Below are 19,216 nucleotides of genomic sequence, written 5' to 3'. Positions count from 1 at the left end.
TGCCGGCCGGATTCATAAAGTTTATACGATGACTTTTAATCTTATTATTTATAGCGTATAGACTTTTACTGCGACATAAAAATACGGCAGTCATTAACCGCCGTATTTTTATGGATATCATCCAAGCTGTCTGATTACTTGATACGCATATCACCAGTTTCAATGAAGCGTTGGTGCCATGATAATGCTTCTAGTAGTAGGTGCGGTGTATGCAAGGCACCTGCTTTTTCAGCACGGTCATAATAATCACGCAACATATCACGATAATCAGGATGTGAACAGTTATCAATGATGAGTTTAGCACGCTGACGAGGAGACTTACCACGCAGATCCGCCATGCCTTGCTCTGTTACAATAAACATCACATCATGCTCGGTGTGGTCGTGGTGGCTAACCATTGGTACAATGGCAGAAATCGCCCCGCCCTTAGCAGTTGATGGACTGACATAGAACGAGAAGAAACCATTGCGAGTGAAGTCGCCAGAGCCACCGATACCGTTCATCATCTTAGTACCCATGATATGTGTTGAGTTCACATTACCATAAATATCCGCCTCGATCATTGAGTTCATGCCAATCACACCCAAGCGACGGATAATCTCTGGATTGTTGCTGATTTCCATCGGGCGTAAAATAATCTTGTCTTTTAAGAACTCAATGTTCTCATTAAAACGAGCCAACGCATCAGGGCTAAATGATAAGGCGGTAGCAGATGCTGATTTCATCTTTTTAGCAAGAATTAGATCAAGCATACCATCTTGTAGAACTTCAGTGTAGCCTACCAAATCGTCAAATGGTGCATCTAGCAGACCTGCCATCACCGCATTAGCGACATTCCCCACGCCTGATTGCAAAGGCAGTAAGCTCTTAGGCAAACGACCAGCCTTAACTTCATGATCAAGAAAATCAATAACTTGGGCGGCGATGGCTTTTGAAACATCATCAGGCTCAGCAAATTTGGAGTTACGATCGCCAGCATTCGTCAGCACGATACCCAAAATCTTATCGCTATCGCAATCTAGAGCAGGTGTGCCGATACGATCAAATGCACCCACGATAGGGATTGGTTTGCGGTGCGGTGGTAGTCCGACTTCAGCATAAATATCGTGCATACCCTCCAAGCCTTCACTCAACGCCGCATTAATCTCAATGATGACTTTCTCAGCGTTCTTAACAGCTTCAACACCATGTCCAATACCCATGGCAGGAATAATCTTGCCATCTTCAGTAATGGCAGCTGCTTCAATGATGGCGATATCAAATTTACCATAAAAACCTTGACGCATCTGTTGTTCTATATGCGACAGATGCATGTCTTGATAAGCAGTTTTACCCGCATTGATATTGTTACGCAAAGTTGGGTCAGACTGGAAAGGTGAACGAAAATGCACAGCGTTCGCCTCTGCCAACACACCATCACATTCTGGAGCAGTAGATGCACCTGTTACCATACCAATGCTAAATTTTTCTCCTTTGGCATGAGCGTCTTTAGCTTTATTGGCAATCGCTGTTGGTAGTGCCTTTGGATAACCTGCACCTGTAAAACCAGTAATCGCAAGGTTCATGCCATCCTTGACAAACTCGGCGGCTTGCTCAGCACTCATTACTTTTTCACGCAACGATGTATTGCGGATACGTTCAATAGACATATCTGTCTCCTTATGTTTTTTCAATTAACCTAAAACTTGGTGGATATGATTGTATCACAAAACCACCCAAAATAAACCCAAAAATATCAAAGTTTATGACAGGCTTATTAAGTTTAATCAACTGCTTTTTCCTAGCAATAAAACAATTTAATCACAACCCAGATTTTAAACTCGCTACGATGAATTTATCCAAATCGCCATTGAGTACCGCAGTCGTATTAGAGGTTTCAACACCTGTTCGCAAATCTTTAATGCGTGAATCATCAAGCACATAAGAGCGGATTTGACTTCCCCAGCCGATGTCAGATTTACTATCCTCTAAAGCCTGCTGTTTTTCCATGCGTTTTTGCATTTCTAATTCATACAATTTTGCACGCAGCATTTTCATCGCCGTGTCTTTGTTGGCGTGTTGAGAACGCTCATTTTGGCACGCCACGACCACGCCTGTTGGTTGGTGCGTGATACGCACAGCAGAATCTGTGGTATTAACATGCTGACCACCTGCCCCACTAGAACGATAAGTATCAATGCGTAAATCTGCAGGATTGATGTCAATCTCAACATTGTCATCAATCTCAGGTGAAACAAACACCGCTGAAAACGAAGTATGGCGACCATTATTGCTATCAAAAGGTGATTTACGCACCAAGCGATGTACGCCAATCTCTGTACGAAGCCAACCAAAAGCATAATCACCTTTGACTGCGATGGTCGCTGACTTGATTCCTGCCACACCACCTTCGGACACTTCCAACACCTCTGCTTTAAACCCATGCGATTCACACCAACGCAAATACATACGCAACAGCATCTCCGACCAGTCTTGAGCTTCTGTACCGCCAGAACCTGCCTGAATGTCTAGATAGCAGTTATTAGCGTCCATCTCACCACTAAACATTCGTTTAAATTCTAAATCCTCTACACTCTTTAATGCTTCATCCAACTCAGCTTGCACATCGGCGAGTAGACTTTCGTCATCTTCTTCAACAGCCAGCTCCAACATCGCTCGTGCGTCATCAAGTCGCACCGACAAACCATCAACCGTGCCAACGATGCCGTCTAGGACTGATTTTTCTTTGCTAATCTTTGTAGCCAGTTCAGGATTATTCCAGATATCAGGGTTTTCTAGCTCTAAATTAACCTCTTCTAGGCGTTCTTTTTTACCCTCAACGTCAAAGATACCCCCAAAGCTCTTTACCACGAGCTTCTAAGTCTTTGATTTGGTCTTGATATGGGGCGATTTCCATGATAATTACCTTACAAATTTAATGATGGCTTTAATAAAACAACCTAAAATTATAGCAAATTTTCTACCATTTGACTATTTTTTAAGCATGGATTTTCATGTGTCATGGCAAACTTGGCTGTTTTTAATACACTCAATCACCATAGCACCATCATCATTCATATAAAAGTTAATATCAACGCACCGATATTGCATGACCGATACAAGATTTGTTTCGTGCTGACGATAGGCGACTCGTGGGTCTTGGGCAATCAGCTTGGTAATAATGACTTGGTCATCTAAACGCAGTGCGTTACTTTGTAAAAAATACATAAAATCCGTTTCAGCTTGATTGCTCCACAATACAGACCGAACAGTCGGTTTGGAAAAACCCTTTGCTCCACTCACACTGTCAGCAAATGCTAAATAAGGTTTGATATCCAATATCGGTGTACCATCTACCATATCCGCCCCAATGATATGTAAAATCACTTGATTATCAATCACTTCCAATCTATCAAACTGCACAACCGACAGCCCAATTGCTGATGGTCGGTACATACTGCGTGTGGCAAATACTCCAATTTTCTCATTACCGCCTAGCCGTGGTGGACGCACTTGCGGACGAAAATTTGCCTGCCCTTTATTATGGTGAAAGAGCCACAAAATCCACAAATGACTATATCGCTCGATACCAACAAAAGCGTCAGATATCGCATACGGAGCAACAAAATCAATATGGCTTTTAACAGCGACAAGGTTTGGTTGCCGAGGAACACCAAACTTTTGGGACAAGGGGGAGTGATGATAACCGATGATGGGTAGCGTATGTGAAGTAATGCGATTCATGGCGTATTTGGATGGTTTATGCTAAAATTAACAGTGCTTATGCCAAAAAGTTAATAACAGTTCATTTCAAATGTCGCTATCATAGCACAGATTTCTTATTCTGCTGATTTTGTGGTAAAATTTAGCAAAAAACAACACTTGTTATCATTTTGGGACTTTCACCATGTCAAAATTCATCAGCGAAACAGTTACTTATGTTCATCACTGGACAGACAGCCTATTTACCATCAAAACCACTCGTAGTGATAGCTTGCGTTTTAGAAGTGGCGAATTTGCCATGATTGGTCTAATGGTAGATGGCAAACCGCTTGTGCGTGCCTACTCTATCGCAAGCCCTGCTTGGGCTGAGGAGCTTGAATTTTACTCAATTAAAGTTCAAGATGGACCTCTAACCTCACGCTTACAACACATCCAAGTAGGCGATGAGTTACTCATCAGTAAAAAACCCACAGGCACACTCGTATTAGATGACCTTTTGCCTGGCAAGCACCTATACCTACTTGCCACAGGTACAGGACTGGCTCCATTTTTATCGCTCACTCGTGAACCTGAAGTGTACGAACGCTTTGAAAAAGTAATTCTAGTGCATGGCGTGCGTCATGAACAGGATTTGGCATACCGTGATTTTTTTGAAAATGAACTACCAAACGATGAAATCTTTGGCGAATGGGTGCGTGAAAAACTCATCTACTACCCAACCGTAACTCGTGATGAATTTAAAAACACAGGGCGTGTTACCGATCTCATCAAGTCAGGAAAGCTCTTTGCAGACATCGGACTACCCCCCATGAATAAAGACGATGACCGTGTGATGATTTGTGGTAGCATGGCGATGAATAGTGATACTTGTGCCATTTTAGATGAATTTGGCTTGACCATCTCACCACGCATGGGCGTGCCTGCCGACTATGTGGTTGAGCGTGCATTTGTGGGTTAATCAGCCCCACTAATAACAAAACGCACCGTATTATCACGGTGCGTTTTTGATTTTTAAGTCCGTTCATCTGCTGTTATGATAGCGAAATGAACAAACAATTTTTACACCCTTATACCACAAAGAGTATCAAAGATAGCAAAGATAAAATTATGTAATGTGAGCACAAATCTTGGCTGCAAGCTGTGCCAATTCATCTTGATGTGTCATAGCACTTGCGTGATTACCCAGCTCATGAATATGGGTAGGAATTAGGTGCATATGGTAATGAAATACGCTTTGTCCTGCTTTGGCGTGATTCAGCTGCATCTGAACGATGCCATCTACACCCAAGGCCTGACGCTGAGCATGAACTACCTTTTGAGCTGTTTTAAATACTGCACAGGCATACTCACACGGCAAATCGGTCAATTCCACCGCTTCACACTTAGGAATCACAAGCACATGACCCACCGCCTGTGGCATCACATCCATAAAAGCCAGCGTTTTGTCATCTTCATAGACCTTATGGCAGGGAATCTCGCCACGCAAGATTTTGGCAAAAATATTGGTGTTGTCATAAGTCATCATCAACTCCGTTTTTAAAGATAAATAACCAATGTATCTTTATTATCATTGTAGCATAAATCTCAATACGCACAATGAAAATTATTTTACAAAAACCGATCTGTTTTTAGCGAAAAACAAAATTTTATGGTATAGTAAATTTAATTTTTAATACAACTAGCCTTTATGACCGACAGCTGCTTTATCCTGCAAGAAATACTCACCGAACCTGAATTTATTTTTCGCACACATAATGTCAAGATTGATAAATTCATCATTGAAAAAGATCTACCCATGATGTTTTTGGCACATTATGACAGCCTAAGCGATGACATCAAAGCTGACAGACCTCTTGATTTGTCCATGCTTAAGATGATGAACGAAAAAGTTACAGCACAGACCGCCTGTCGTTGGCTAAGCCTACCTGATGACACCATTAAAGCTGCCACACACATCAAAATCAGTGGTACAACCGTCATTGTTTGCGATGATTTTCCCCTTGCTTTGCACCTACAATTTACCAATACCGCCAAAGATACGCAAGCAATCTACACCACAAACCCAACCCAAAGCATCAAAGATGAATCCACCAACTTTGTCCTAACAGGCAATGTCAATATTCTACACAAAAATACTGCCAAATCGCTCATTAGCCTTGATTTTGGCGATAAAGAATACATCATACCCACTCACGATGGCTATACTCGCCTGCCCAATGCCCACGCTTTAGCCACCACCCATACACTAAATACCCTAAAAGACCGCATACCACAGGCGTTGGCGTATCTACAAGAATCCATCTGTCAAAAAGTAATGGCTCATCATCAAATGCAACAAGAGTACTAAACGCCACACATAAGGCTGACTAATTTTAGCCAAAAAACCTTGATTTAATAGTCAAGGTCTTTTTATATTGCAGAATTGACCAACTAGCCTTTTAATACCGCAAAAATTTCATCACGAACCGTGTCAATGTCTTTTGTGCCATCAAACTTGTGATAAGCAGGAGCATTTTCACCTGACTGAGCCACCGCTTGATAATGACCGATTAGCGTCGATGTCTGTGCATGATACACCGATAGGCGGTCTCTAACCACCTCTTCTTTATCATCATCACGCTGTACCAAGTCCTCGCCTGTAACATCGTCTTTGCCTTCAATTTTAGGGGGATTGTGAATGATGTGGTAGGTGCGTCCAGATGGCAAGTGAGCACGGCGACCTGACATGCGACTGACAATCTCATCATCAGGCACACCAATCTCAATCACATGGTCAATATTCACGCCAGCATCTGCCAAAGCCTGTGCTTGAGCAATGGTTCGTGGAAAGCCATCAAAAATACAGCCATGCATGCAGTCAGATTGTGCAATGCGTTCTTTAACCAAATTGATAATCAGCTCATCAGAAACCAACTGACCTGCATCCATCACACTTTTGGCAATCTTGCCCAGCTCCGTACCTTCTTTAATGGCAGCACGCAACATATCGCCTGTTGATATCTGAGGGATATTAAATTCCTTTGAGATTAGCTGTGCTTGTGTGCCTTTACCTGCACCTGGTGGACCTAATAAAATAATACGAAGCATGATATTCTCCAAACAATAAAACAACCTTTAATAGACCTTACACTATAAATCACCAAGACAGATTGTTCAAGTGATTTTTACACACTAACGATTTTATCCCCCAAACTCATAAAAAACACAACTTACTATTCATAAAAAAAATAGCACCCAAAATCATGGTGCTATTTTCGTTATCTTAGCCGATTGGAATCATTTTTGCCGTTAGGGGATAACCTGTGAGATTGTCAAGAAAACAGCATTGGTTGCCCTAGTAAGCGGTACAGGATTTGCAGACAAATCTCCTGATTCAGAGATCGCACTACCTGAATGGCTGATGCGAGCATTCACAACAAGCTCATCATTTTCTCTACCGACTGTGAGCGTGCGTTCAGGCATCATGGCATCTAAGTCGCTAAGCGATACTTCAAACTGCCCATTTTGGATTTGATTGACAGGCAGTCGCTTAACAGCATATGGTGCACCACCCTTGCTAGAGACAATAGAGATGAACAATACATCGCCTTCTTGAATCTGGGGCATAAGTTTTGTGTCAATACCAACACCGACTTTGACACCTTGAGCCGCCTTAGCTTCTTGAGTGTTGATGTTTTCAAGCAAAGTATCAATACTAGCCAACGCTTCGCTTCTATCTCCAGATTTGGCGGCGATATTTGAACGAAGCTTATGCACCCACGCCTTTGCATTCACAAAATTACCCGCACGAATCTCTCCCATCGCCATCATCATCTGTGCACCTTCATGCTCAGGTGTGCTACGCAATATACCAAGTACGATTTCTTTTACGGTTGGGTCTAATGAGCCATTATTCATAAAAAAACTCGCCTGTGCATAGGTCATGGCAATCTCAACATTATCAGGCTCCAATCGATTAGCACGAGCTAAAGCCTCTAATGCCTGTGGCTTAGCATCCAAAGCAGTAAACAGCTCAGACAACCGCATCCAGCGGTTAGCATCATAAGCATGAGTATGCACATTGGTTTGCATGGCAGAAATTAATGCAGCACTATCTTTAGTTGCCCACTCTGGTGGTGTATCAATCTTGCCTGTTAATAGGTCGTCCGCAACCTGCCCCACTCTATCTTGAGCTTCCCATAGCGTAAATACAGGAGTGCGATCAGCCGTTGTCAAATAAGCCAATGCCGCCAAAAGCGGAATCCACACCATGACAATCAGCCTTGACTTAGTGCCTACAGGTGCATATCGATCCTCATGTTTTTGGGCGGCTATCAGCTGGCGTTTTAGCTCGGTAGATTGAGCATGATAATACGCTTCATCTATCACACCTGCTTGCTTATCAGCATCAAGCTCCGCAATACGATGATGAAACACCTCCACATTAACCGCCATCAAACGGTTATCCATCGCTCGGCGACTTTTTAACCATGGGAAAATCACCACCAAAGCCACCAACACCGCCAAAACAGCACATAAGGTAAAAAACAATAATAAACTTTGACTCATGACTTACCCTTCTTATCATTTGGCGTGCTGTGCGTATTTAAAATCCTTGATAACTCTGCTTCTTCTTGGCTATTTAGGGTGTCAATATCTTCATCAGATACATTCATTACTTGGTTGCGTTGCCTCTTCGCCTTAATTACCCAGCCCAATACAAGCAATATCAACAAAATTGGTGGGAAAAACCATAAAATCCATGTTGATGGGCGAATGGGTGGTTTGTAACTAATAAAGTCGCCATAACGCTCAAACATATAACCACGAATCTCAGCATCACTTCTGCCATCACTGATCATCTGATAGGTTTTTTGTTTTAAGTCTAAAGCGATGGGGGCATCAGAGCTTGCCAAATTTTGATTTTGGCATTTAGGGCAACGCAACTCTTCAATCAGTGCTCGATAACGAGTTTCATCTTCAGGCGTTTTAAACTCAAGAACATCAATATCCGCCCACGCCGAACCGACCGCTGCCGCCAATATGACCGCCAATATAATTTTTTTCATCACACCCTCTTAGCTACACGCCTGTACTTTGGCATCTTCAGATAATGTTGTATCACCTACCGCCATCAAACACGGCTGAATCTCATTTGTCCAGTTTGTCTGATTAACCTCACCCAAAATATGCTTATATACCACGCCTGCACCATCAACCACAAATGTCTCAGGTGCACCTGTCAATCCCAAATCAATGGCATACTGCCCATCTAAATCCTGCACCGAGTAGATAAATGGGTCTTGATACTGATTTAAATATCCTAATGCGTCAGAGAGTTCATCTTTATAATTCACACCGACAAGTGGCACGCCTTTTTCATGCAGCTGCATCAAAAATGGATGCTCCACTTTACAGGTTGGACACCAAGAACCCCAGATATTAAGCAAAAATGGTGTTTTGGGTAAATCCTGATTGGTCATCATGCGTGAAGTATCTGACAACAATGGCAAACTAAACTCAGGCAAGGGTTTGTTCATTGAAGTACTAATTTTAATATCCGTTTCTTTTCCTAGACGAAAATAAAACATTACCATCGCAAGCAAAAACACCACCAAAGGTATGATAAAAAACACACGCTTATTTGACTTTGCCATGAGCATTACTCCACAAACGATTTCAAATTAGAACTGGTATGGGTTGTTATTTTTTTGATGCGATAACGCTTATCCAGTATGGCAATTAGACCACCCAACGACATCAAAATCGCCCCAAACCATAGCCAACGAATCATCGGCTTCACATAGACACGCACCGCCCATGTATCTAAGTCTGTTTTGCCATCATCACTGACAATCGGCTCACCCAATGCAATGTATAGCTCATTTAAGGGGCTTGGGTGCAATCCCACTTCGGTCATTGGCATCATTGAGACAACATAGTTACGCTTTTCTGGATATAATGTTGCGATAAGCTGATTATTTTTCTTAACTTGTACGGTAGCACGAGTGGCATCATAATTTGATCCTTTTATGACATCAAAGTCCTGCAAATAAAAATCATAGCCTTGCACATGCACACTATCGCCGACCGTCATTGCCACATCTTTTTCTAGACTCATGGCAGAGACCCCTGCAACACCCAATGCAGTAACCAAAAGACCCACATGGGCAAGTTGCATACCATAATAGCTTGGTGTTAGTTTTTTAAGACCATTCACAAACCCTTTGGCATGACGAGTTTTGTCTTTGATATCTAGCACCATCAAGACAAGCACCCACGCTGATAAGATGGCAGTAATGTACATACCATGGTCAAAATGTACGCTTTCTTCAAGCAGGCTCATCATGTAAGCAATGACTGCACCAAGCACCAAAGCACTCATCGCACCTGTCATCATCATACCAAACAGTGGTCGACTGTCGTATTTATAACGCAGATTCGCACCAATGCCCATAAAGGCAAGTAAGATCCAAGTTGCAGGCACAAACAACGCATTGAAATAAGGGGGACCTACTGATACCTGCCCCCATTTAAAGGCATCAGCAAGCATGGGGTATAAAGTACCAAGCAGAACCACTAAAGTCGCCACTAACAGGACAAGATTATTAACCACCAAAGCAGTTTCACGAGATTTAAGCTGATAAGTACTCTCAACGGTCAATCGCCACCCACGCAAGGCAAACATTAACAAACCACCGCCAATCACCGCCCCCAAAATCGCCAAAATCGCCAAGCCACGAGTTGGGTCTGCCGCAAACGAGTGCACCGAAGTAATCGCACCAGAACGCACCAAGAATGTACCCAATAGCGATAAAGCAAAGGCAAAAATCGCCAGCATGATTGTCCATGCCTTAAAAACACCTCGTTTTTCGGTAACAGCCAAAGAGTGCATCAAAGCGGTTACGGCCAACCATGGCATCAAAGACGCATTCTCTACAGGATCCCAAAACCACCAGCCACCCCAGCCTAACTCATAATAAGCCCACCAAGAGCCAAGGGCAATCCCTAGCGTCAAAAACCCCCAAGCCACTACCGTCCAAGGGCGAGACCAACGAGTCCATACCGCATCAAGACGCCCTGCCCACAGTGCCGCCATACAAAAAGCAAAAGGCACTGCCAACCCCACATAACCCATATACAACATCGGAGGATGAAAAATTAAACCAGGGTCTTGTAATAATGGATTTAAATCCACACCATCCACAGGAATGTTTGGCAAGGTACGCTCAAAAGGACTGGAAGTAAAAATCAACATAAGCAACATCATGACCTGCACCATCGCAAGTATTGACAGCACACGAGCACGCATATCAAGTGGTAAGCCACGACTAAATACCGCAACCAACATACACCAAGTTGCCAAAATCGTCATCCAAAGCAGTAGCGAGCCTTCATGACCACCCCAAGTTGCCGACAATTTATAGTACCAAGGTAGCAAGCTATTAGAATGGCTTGCTACATACACCAAACTAAAATCATTATAAAGAAAGCCTATCATCAATGCCCCAAAAGACACTGCCATTGCCACAAACAATGCCGTTGCCAAACTTGGTGCTAGGCGTTGCCACTGCACTTGGTTTTTAATAACGCCGATGGCGGGTAAAATGGCTTGCAAAATCGCAATAACCAACGCTAAAATCAGGGCAAAATAGCCCAATTCTGTAATTAGCATAACAACATACCTTCTATATACCATCTTTTGGTATTGATAATTGGCACAAAATAAACAGTGAAATGAAAGACATATTTGCTGGCAATCTAATGAACACTGGCTAAGACGAATATTTAATAGACTGGTAAATCGTGATGGCTGATGAATATTTATTGCCAATCATCAACCAACTGCTCTAATCCTGCTCTTGTCAAAAAAATACCACCATCAGATGTAGCCAACCCGCCAAAAGCCCTGTAACTGCCCCAAGCACAATCAAGGTCATCTCATCTTCTTTAAAGGCGGGTCGTAGCAGATTTTGAAATTCTTGTGGGGATAAGGCACGAATCCGACTCTCAAATAATCCAAAAATCTTACTGGCTCTTGAGACATTCAGCTTAGGATCTCGGATTGGTATCATGGTTGCGTCAATAGATTTGTCAATGATGGTATCTTTAAACTCATCAAGCTCACGGCTGGTCATGCCGATTTTTAGGCTGGCTGACACCACAGGTGATTCAAGCAAATCATACAAGTGTTTTTTGACTAACGCTCGAGTTTTATCCGCTTTTATTCCATACATCATCTCATGCATGATATTTTCTAGGGTAACCAATTCATTAACAACAATCTCTGCAAAGACGCTAGACACCTCATCTTGACGCTTCATAAAACCGCCCTGCCAAGAATAACAATGAATGTGTGGCAACCGCCAACGAATACCCGATTCATCACGACTAAACACTCGTACAAATGATATGCGTCTTGGCTCAACAGGGTTAAACACCATCCAAATGGCAATCCAGTTAGTCAAAGCCCCCCAGATCGCCGCAAAAAAAGGCACAGTCCAATGCTGCGGCACAAAATAAAAAATCCCCATCTGAAGAATACCAAAAACAAAGCCAATTAAGGCACTAATCTTCCAAATGAAGTTAATTTCTTTTCTACCCACTCTTAAAAACATATCTACCATCAGTTTGCGATCATTTTCCATCTTTTGTACAATCATTTGACGCATGTCCACAAGATTTTCAACATTATGCGTCAAATCCAGTACCAAAGATTTCATAATATTTGATAGCTCTTTATGAGTGTGTGCATAGATACGACGACGAATGGCGTAAGGCATACCATTCCATAATCCTTGATGGCGTTCTAGCATAATCTCATCAATCAGATGCTCTAGATTTTTATCCACTGCATCAGCAATGAACTGTGCCATCTCTTCAGGTTCCATCGCCTGAAAAAACTCATCCAAATTACCCAATTTAGATAAAGTCTGATCAACAATAATTCCTGAAATTTTACCTGCTTTGGTGGGTACAATACCCTGCCAACCCAAGCCTTGTAGTCCAAATGGTAGTCCACGAATGCGAATACCCCAAAACTTAATGGGGTAAAATAACATCTCAAGTGCCATCCATACATGAGCCCAAGTTACAAAAGCAGTAACAGGCGGAATGGTAAGCATGGCGATGAATTCTGGGTGTTCTGCAAGGGCTTGCCAAATGGAATTAAACATAGGTCAATCATTGTCAGTAAAAGCGTTGATTATTTTAGCATATTTTGTACTGGGTGTCAGTTTTTCTTAATCTTGCAATTGTTGTCATTATGATTAATATTTTTAATCATCTTCTCTTTTAAGCATTTCATTCAACTAAAATTAGCTTCAAACAGTTTTATAATACCCTAAGCACTATGTTATAATAACTCCAAAACCCACCGAATCTTATTTTATTTATTATCAGATTACTATATCAAATCAATAGATCAATGAAAGCAAAATTCCCAAAAAAAACCAATCAAATACGAATCATCGGCGGTCAGCATAAACGCCGTAGTATTAGCTTTATTGATGCTGAAGGTTTGCGACCCACACCAGACCGCTTGCGTGAAACGATTTTTAACTGGCTGATGGCAGACATTCAGTCCGCTCATATACTTGATGTCTGTGCAGGTTCAGGGGTATTAGGATTTGAAGCCCTATCAAGAGGGGCTGCTTTCGCTACTTTTATTGAGTTTCATAAACAACAAGCATCACAATTAAAACAAACTGCCGCTCAATTAGCACTTCATAACACCACCATCTTTCAAGGCGACTGCTTATCCGTCATTCCGACATTAGCCACGCCTTTTCATGTGGTTTTCATTGATCCGCCCTACGCTCTAAATCTATGGCAACCCATTATTGATAAGCTCATAGAACATAAGCTTATCACACATGGCACACAATTATATGTAGAAAGCGATAAACCCATTGAACACATCATCAATACGCCCATCACCATCATCAAACATACCAAAGTTGGACAAGCCTTGGCATACCTTGTTAGTATAAAATCCAATACCATGAATTGATATCAGTCCACCATCAATGCAATATATCAACCTACGCTCAAGGTTTTATTATATAAAACAGACTAAATATTAATAATCCAAGCAAGCATCACCAATACTAACAAAGCAACCAAATGCATTAAATACGCAATTTATTATTGCACATCATTAGAATTTAAGCTATAATTACCGCTGTTTTTTGAGAGCCCTTCGTTTCCCAACTCTTAAAGCAAGTAAAATCAAGGCTTCGGCTTTTTATTTGTCAACTCTCAAACTCAACTAAATAGGTTTTATATGACTACTACTATCAGTGCCAAACCCGCTGAAGTTGTACATGACTGGTATGTCGTGGACGCTGAAGGTAAAACATTGGGTCGCCTAGCGAGCGAAATCGCTTCTCGTCTGCGTGGCAAACACAAGCCATCGTACACCCCACATGTTGATACTGGTGACTACATCATCGTTATCAACACTGACAAAATTACCGTTACTGGTAAAAAAGCTCAGGACAAAAAATACTATCGCCACACTGGTTATCCAGGCGGCATCAAAGAGACCAACTTTACCAAACTTCTAGCCCACAAGCCAGAAGATGTGCTACACAAAGCGGTAAAAGGCATGCTACCAAAAGGTCCTTTGGGCTATGCGATGATTAAAAAGCTAAAACTGTATGCGGGTACAGAACACCCACACGCAGCTCAGCAGCCACAAGTTTTAGACATCTAAGGAGAACAACATGGAACGCAATTATGGTACAGGTCGCCGCAAGACTTCTACTGCCCGTGTTTTTCTGTCTAAAGGCACTGGCAACATCGTTATCAACGGCAAAACCCTAGATGAATACTTTGGTCGTGAAACTTCTCGTATGGTTGTTCGTCAACCACTAGAACTACTAGAAGTAACCAACGACTATGACCTATACATCACCGTTACTGGTGGTGGTGCAAGTGGTCAAGCAGGTGCAATTCGTCATGGTATCACTCGTGCACTTATCGAGTCTGATGAAAGCCTAAAACCTGCTCTTAAAGCAGCTGGCTTCGTTACTCGTGATGCTCGTGAAGTTGAACGTAAGAAACTTGGTCTACGCAAAGCTCGTCGTCGTCCACAGTTCTCAAAGCGTTAATCTCGCAATACCCCAAAAAAACTCTCGTTCTACGAGAGTTTTTTATGCCGATATTTTATGTCCTATGCTCCTAGTGATACTAAAAAGATTGTTTCTAAGATAACCTAATCTTAAAAACAATCTTTTAATAACTACATAACTTTCGTCATACAAGTCACTCAAAAAAGTTCATCGCCAATCATCGCTCGCTTCTATCTTGCACCCATTAAGATAAAATATAAGTACAATTTTGATAATTATTAAAATTATTTTAAATATAAGTTTAATTAAATTAAAAATAAAATCATCCTAATTCCTACTAAATGGGTTGGATATTGCGCAATTTTTACCAAAAAATGATCTTTTTTGTTAATTCATTAAAAATTTTGCGACTTTTTTCACAACTTAGCAACAGAACAATTTATTTTATGACAAAAATAGCTTAAAATAGACATGTTTAGAAACTAGTAAAATAGGCACAGCAAATGTGGACATGGTATCGTTGAATAACTCCTACCATATCCACACACCCAGTATGGGATTTTTCCCATTCTTTATTCTGGAGGAAGTTTTAATGAGCCATGCCGAAGGCGTGAATATTAAACGCCGTAGAGTCCTAATTGCAACAACCGCCGCCATTGGTGCGGTTGGTGTTGGTGCAATCGCTACCCCATTTGTGCGTTCTTGGTATCCAAGTGCAAAGGCGGAAGCTGCGGGTGCCGCTGTTGTTACAGACATCAGTGGTATTGAAAACGGTCAAATGATTACCGTAAAATATCGTGGCAAACCCATCTTTGTGGTTAAGCGTACCGATGAAATGGTGGCAAACTTAAGTAAAGTTACCCCAAAACTTGCCGACCCAAATTCTGATGGGTCTGTTCAGCCTGAATACTGCAAGAATGAAACTCGCTCAAGAGAACCAAATATCTTGGTTGTTGAGGGTGTTTGTACGCATTTAGGTTGTGCACCAATATTTAGACCCGAGGTCGGTGCTGCTGACTTGGGCGGTGCGGATTGGATGGGTGGTTTCTTCTGCCCTTGCCACGGTTCGATGTATGATTTAGCAGGTCGTGTTTATCGCAGTATGCCAGCACCGTTAAATCTACCTATTCCAGAATACAGCATTGATGGCAGCATCTTGACTGTTGGGGAGGCGTAATCATGAGTATCGCTAAAAAATTGATGAACTGGATTGATGCACGCTACCCAGCTACTGAGACTTATGAATATCATATGTCAAAGTATTATGCACCAAAGAACTTTAACTTCTGGTATTTCTTCGGTGTCCTATCTATGGTGGTGTTAGTCAATCAGCTTGTTACTGGTATTTGGCTCACCATGATGTTTAACCCAAGTGCTGAAGGTGCATTCGCCTCGCTAGAATACATCATGCGTGATGTTAAAGGCGGTTGGTTAATTCGTTATATGCACTCAACTGGTGCTTCTGCATTCTTTGTGGTTGTTTATTTGCACATGTTCCGTGGCTTGCTATACGGCTCTTATCAAAAACCTCGTGAATTGGTGTGGATTATCGGCATGGCAATCTACCTATGCTTAATGGCTGAGGGTTTTTTTGGTTATTTGCTACCTTGGGGTAATATGTCATTTTGGGGTGCACAGGTTATCCTTAATCTACCTGCCGCCATTCCATTTATTGGCGATGCTTTAGGTGAATGGGTAAAAGGTGACTACATCATCTCAGGCATTACGCTAAACCGTTTCTTTGCATTGCATGTTGTCGCTATCCCGCTTATCTTGGTTGGACTTGTATTCATGCACTTGGTTGCCCTACACCATGTTGGTTCAAACAACCCAGATGGTATTGACATCAAAAAACTAAAAGACAAAAATGGTGTACCATTAGACGGCGTACCTTTCCACCCTTACTACACTGTGCATGACATGGTTGGTATCGTGGTATTCTTGATATTCTTCTTTGCAGTAGTATTCTTCGCCCCTGAAGGTGGTGGTTATTTCCTAGAAAAACCAAACTTTGAAGTTGCAAATGCCCTGAAAACACCGGCACACATTGCCCCTGTTTGGTACTACATGCCTTACTATGCGATGCTGCGTGCAACACCTTCTATGTTTGGCTCTGCCTTGCCTGGTGTCATTGTAATGTTTGGTGCAATCGCTATCTTGTTCGTTCTACCTTGGTTAGACCGCTCACCTGTTCGCTCTATGCGTTACAAAGGCACCCTATCTAAGATTGCTCTTGCTATTTTTGTAGTCAGCTTCTTGGTTTTAGGTTACTTAGGTGGCGTCTCCTCTACACCAACAGGAACTATTGTGGGTCGTATTTGTACCATTCTATACTTTTTGTATTTCATCTTGATGCCGTTCTACACATCAATTGAGAAGTGCAAGCAACCGCCAGAGCGTGTTACGGGAGGTCACTAATGAAAGCATTTAACCTAAAAACTCTAGGTGCAGGTCTGCTTTTAGCAGGTGCTGGTATCGTAGCAAGCCCATCAGCGATGGCTGGTGGTGGTCATGGCTGTGGTGAGTATACCGAAGCCGATGGCACAAAAACGACACTAGAATGCAGTACAGCACCCATTGACCTAACCAACAAAGGTTCATTGCAGCGTGGTGCTACCATGTTCATGAACTATTGTGTTGGCTGTCATTCTGCTCAATATGTACGCCACTCACGCATTGCAAAAGACTTGGATATACCACCAGAATTGGTTGAAAAATATTTGATGGTAAGTACAGATCAAATCGGCAACCACATCACTGCAGGTATCGATCCTGAAGTGCAAGGTGCTTGGTTTGGTGCAGCACCACCAGATCTATCATTGGTAACTCGTCTGCGTGGTGATGACTGGGTATATACCTACCTACTGTCATTCTACGAAGACCCAAGTCGCCCTTGGGGTGCAAACAACTTGGTGCTTGCCAATGCAGCCATGCCACATGTTCTACACAACCTTCAGCAAGAACTTGGTGAAGAAGAGTACAAGAACCGTGTAGGCGATCTGGTCAACTTTATGGCATGGATGGCTGAACCTGTCCGCCACGACCGCAAAGTCTATGGTGCTTGGGTGATTCTATTTTTACTCATCTTGCTTATTCCAGTTTATCTACTCAACAAAGAATTCTGGAAAGATGTTAAGTAATTTAACAATAACCCAAAATGCCAGTGTTTATCACTGGCATTTTTTATATCAGCCAACCTTATTATCGTTTTTATAGAAGCATCAATCAAAAGAGCGATTTAGATTATTAAAATACAAAACTAAGAATTTCCCAAGACTTTCAGCATAAAATTTGATAAACTAGGGCTTATTTTTTTATTGTTAATTAACCATATGGCAGACTTTTCTCATCTTTTACCGTCGCAATTCCTTCTGTATGGTAATGATGGCTATGATAGCCATGTGGTTAGATTATTGCTTGAAGAAAAGCAGCTGTCATACGAACTTGCCTACATCCAAGACGAACGACCTGAAGAACTGGCACAACTAAATCCTTATGCAACCTTACCCATATTGGTTAATCGTGATTTGGCACTATATGAGATAAATACCATCTTTGAGTATCTAGAAGAACGGCACGGAGCAGCCAAACTGCTACCAGCCACACCACAAGAGCGTGCCTTAACCAGACAACTTGCGTGGCGGTTGCAGACAGATTGGCTATCACTTGGAAGAACGCTCCTTACTCATCCTGATAGCTTTGACGAGATGCAAGCCAAAATTGCCAGACAAAGTCTATCCAACTCCCTAATTACGCTTTCACCTCTATTTAATAAGCACGAGTATTTTTTATCCGAACAGTTCGGCTGGTGTGATATCTTATTAGCACCACTCTTTTGGCGACTGCCCAAAATGGGTGTGCATTTGCCAGCTCATATCTGCAAACCACTAATCAACTATCAACAACGACTATTTTTACGCCAAAGTTTCAAAAATAGCCTAAAACCTCTACCCAACTATCTGGATAAATACACGGAGTAGCCATGACTTTCACCCCAAAACGCCCTCACTTGGTTCGTGCCTTACATGAATGGATGGAAGACAATGATTTGACCGCCTACCTACTCATCGATGCCACCCACCCTGATTTGGTTGCCCCATTAGAATATGCCATTGATGGACGCTTAGTACTTGCTGCATCCTATCAGGCCACCAAAGATTTATGTATTGATAACGATGTCGTTTCTTTTTCAGCACGCTTTGGCGGTGTTTCTCAGAATTTGTGGATTCCTATGGCAGCTGTTATTGGTATTTATGCCAAAGAAAATCCTAACGAAGGCTTATTTTTTGATCCAAACGAATACACAAATACAACACCGACCCAGTCAGATACCAAGCCATCAAAACACAATGGCTTAAAATTTGTGGATTAAACAATCAAGCAACGACTGTCATTATGAAGCGACCAAACTATTATCTTGATTGCTTATGTGATTTTATAAAACATTTATAGTAAAATTT

Annotated in this window: 20 protein-coding genes; 10 read left to right on the top strand and 10 right to left on the bottom strand. The window is 42.0% G+C overall.

Translation table 11 applies throughout. From position 1 onward, the window contains the following. Positions 1 to 134 precede the first annotated feature (134 nt). The 3 genes from ACERC6_RS01705 to tsaA all read right to left on the bottom strand — a co-directional run bounded on the left by ACERC6_RS01705 (position 135) and on the right by tsaA (position 3,714). Positions 135 to 1,649: an acetyl-CoA hydrolase/transferase family protein gene (locus tag ACERC6_RS01705; RefSeq protein WP_373627509.1), complete on the bottom strand. Its 1,515-nt coding sequence runs from the start codon at positions 1,647 to 1,649 to the stop codon at positions 135 to 137. A 151-nt stretch (positions 1,650 to 1,800) separates the two neighbouring features. Then, positions 1,801 to 2,896, bottom strand: a protein-coding gene (prfB, locus tag ACERC6_RS01700; protein ID WP_373627508.1) for a peptide chain release factor 2 whose coding sequence is annotated in 2 segments (ribosomal slippage) — positions 1,801 to 2,823 and positions 2,825 to 2,896 — 1,095 coding nt in all. Because the reading frame shifts where the segments join, the coding sequence is not laid out codon by codon here. Between the two features lie 95 nt (positions 2,897 to 2,991). Then, entirely contained in the window at positions 2,992 to 3,714 is a 723-nt protein-coding gene (tsaA, locus tag ACERC6_RS01695; protein WP_284674567.1) for a tRNA (N6-threonylcarbamoyladenosine(37)-N6)-methyltransferase TrmO, read from the bottom strand. 172 nt (positions 3,715 to 3,886) lie between these two features. Between tsaA and ACERC6_RS01690 the strand changes: the two genes are divergently transcribed. After that, positions 3,887 to 4,660: a ferredoxin--NADP reductase gene (locus ACERC6_RS01690; RefSeq protein WP_373627506.1), complete on the top strand. Its 774-nt coding sequence runs from the start codon at positions 3,887 to 3,889 to the stop codon at positions 4,658 to 4,660. Positions 4,661 to 4,807: 147 nt separating this feature from the next. Here ACERC6_RS01690 and ACERC6_RS01685 read toward each other — a convergent pair whose 3' ends face one another. Then, a complete protein-coding gene (locus ACERC6_RS01685) occupies positions 4,808 to 5,230 on the bottom strand; it encodes an HIT family protein (protein WP_373627505.1) in 423 nt (140 codons plus the stop codon). A 159-nt stretch (positions 5,231 to 5,389) separates the two neighbouring features. On the opposite strand from ACERC6_RS01685, the gene ACERC6_RS01680 reads away from it, so the two are divergent. After that, a complete protein-coding gene (locus ACERC6_RS01680) occupies positions 5,390 to 6,049 on the top strand; it encodes a hypothetical protein (RefSeq protein WP_373630493.1) in 660 nt (219 codons plus the stop codon). An 83-nt stretch (positions 6,050 to 6,132) separates the two neighbouring features. Here the strand turns inward: ACERC6_RS01680 and adk are convergent, their stop codons facing one another. From adk to ACERC6_RS01650, 6 genes are all read right to left on the bottom strand, one after another. Continuing rightward, the gene (gene adk / locus ACERC6_RS01675; RefSeq protein ID WP_373627503.1) at positions 6,133 to 6,789 is read right to left on the bottom strand and encodes an adenylate kinase; all 657 of its coding nucleotides are present in this window, start codon (positions 6,787 to 6,789) and stop codon (positions 6,133 to 6,135) included. Positions 6,790 to 6,990: 201 nt separating this feature from the next. Beyond that, entirely contained in the window at positions 6,991 to 8,250 is a 1,260-nt protein-coding gene (gene ccmI, locus ACERC6_RS01670) for a c-type cytochrome biogenesis protein CcmI (protein ID WP_373627501.1), read from the bottom strand. Further along, positions 8,247 to 8,750 (bottom strand): cytochrome c-type biogenesis protein, encoded by a 504-nt coding sequence (locus ACERC6_RS01665; RefSeq protein ID WP_284674233.1) that lies wholly within the window; start codon positions 8,748 to 8,750, stop codon positions 8,247 to 8,249. Before ACERC6_RS01665 ends, ccmI begins: the two co-directional genes overlap by 4 nt. Before the next feature lie 9 nt (positions 8,751 to 8,759). Beyond that, positions 8,760 to 9,338: a DsbE family thiol:disulfide interchange protein gene (locus tag ACERC6_RS01660; RefSeq protein ID WP_284674232.1), complete on the bottom strand. Its 579-nt coding sequence runs from the start codon at positions 9,336 to 9,338 to the stop codon at positions 8,760 to 8,762. 5 nt (positions 9,339 to 9,343) lie between these two features. Then, complete coding sequence (locus tag ACERC6_RS01655) at positions 9,344 to 11,356, bottom strand: heme lyase CcmF/NrfE family subunit (protein WP_373627499.1); 2,013 nt, start codon at positions 11,354 to 11,356, stop codon at positions 9,344 to 9,346. A 190-nt stretch (positions 11,357 to 11,546) separates the two neighbouring features. Continuing rightward, positions 11,547 to 12,857: a hypothetical protein gene (locus ACERC6_RS01650; protein WP_373627497.1), complete on the bottom strand. Its 1,311-nt coding sequence runs from the start codon at positions 12,855 to 12,857 to the stop codon at positions 11,547 to 11,549. Positions 12,858 to 13,108: 251 nt separating this feature from the next. On the opposite strand from ACERC6_RS01650, the gene rsmD reads away from it, so the two are divergent. The 8 genes from rsmD (at position 13,109) to ACERC6_RS01610 (ending at position 19,128) form a co-directional block, all read left to right on the top strand. Then, positions 13,109 to 13,693 carry a 16S rRNA (guanine(966)-N(2))-methyltransferase RsmD gene (gene rsmD, locus ACERC6_RS01645; RefSeq protein ID WP_284674229.1) on the top strand — a complete coding sequence of 195 codons (585 nt, stop codon included), beginning with the start codon at positions 13,109 to 13,111 and terminating at the stop codon, positions 13,691 to 13,693. A 273-nt stretch (positions 13,694 to 13,966) separates the two neighbouring features. Continuing rightward, positions 13,967 to 14,398, top strand: coding sequence for a 50S ribosomal protein L13 (rplM, locus tag ACERC6_RS01640; protein ID WP_373627496.1), 432 nt, complete (start codon positions 13,967 to 13,969; stop codon positions 14,396 to 14,398). 10 nt (positions 14,399 to 14,408) lie between these two features. Beyond that, a complete protein-coding gene (gene rpsI, locus ACERC6_RS01635) occupies positions 14,409 to 14,795 on the top strand; it encodes a 30S ribosomal protein S9 (protein WP_284674227.1) in 387 nt (128 codons plus the stop codon). Between the two features lie 553 nt (positions 14,796 to 15,348). Next, complete coding sequence (gene petA, locus ACERC6_RS01630; RefSeq protein ID WP_284674226.1) at positions 15,349 to 15,933, top strand: ubiquinol-cytochrome c reductase iron-sulfur subunit; 585 nt, start codon at positions 15,349 to 15,351, stop codon at positions 15,931 to 15,933. 23 nt (positions 15,934 to 15,956) lie between these two features. Continuing rightward, positions 15,957 to 17,174 carry a cytochrome bc complex cytochrome b subunit gene (locus ACERC6_RS01625; protein ID WP_284674565.1) on the top strand — a complete coding sequence of 406 codons (1,218 nt, stop codon included), beginning with the start codon at positions 15,957 to 15,959 and terminating at the stop codon, positions 17,172 to 17,174. Then, positions 17,174 to 17,896, top strand: coding sequence for a cytochrome c1 (locus ACERC6_RS01620; RefSeq protein WP_284674225.1), 723 nt, complete (start codon positions 17,174 to 17,176; stop codon positions 17,894 to 17,896). The genes ACERC6_RS01625 and ACERC6_RS01620 overlap by 1 nt, the downstream gene beginning before the upstream one ends. Before the next feature lie 192 nt (positions 17,897 to 18,088). Next, positions 18,089 to 18,736 carry a glutathione S-transferase N-terminal domain-containing protein gene (locus ACERC6_RS01615; protein ID WP_373627495.1) on the top strand — a complete coding sequence of 216 codons (648 nt, stop codon included), beginning with the start codon at positions 18,089 to 18,091 and terminating at the stop codon, positions 18,734 to 18,736. A 2-nt stretch (positions 18,737 to 18,738) separates the two neighbouring features. Further along, complete coding sequence (locus ACERC6_RS01610; RefSeq protein ID WP_373627494.1) at positions 18,739 to 19,128, top strand: stringent starvation protein B; 390 nt, start codon at positions 18,739 to 18,741, stop codon at positions 19,126 to 19,128. The last annotated feature ends 88 nt before the right edge of the window (positions 19,129 to 19,216 follow it).

The organism is Moraxella sp. E33BD, assembly GCF_041807865.1.
GTDB classification, from domain to species: Bacteria; Pseudomonadota; Gammaproteobacteria; order Pseudomonadales; family Moraxellaceae; genus Moraxella; species Moraxella haemolytica.
Note: the sequence above shows the minus strand (reverse complement) of the source record. Positions and strands in the feature narration are given on the sequence as shown.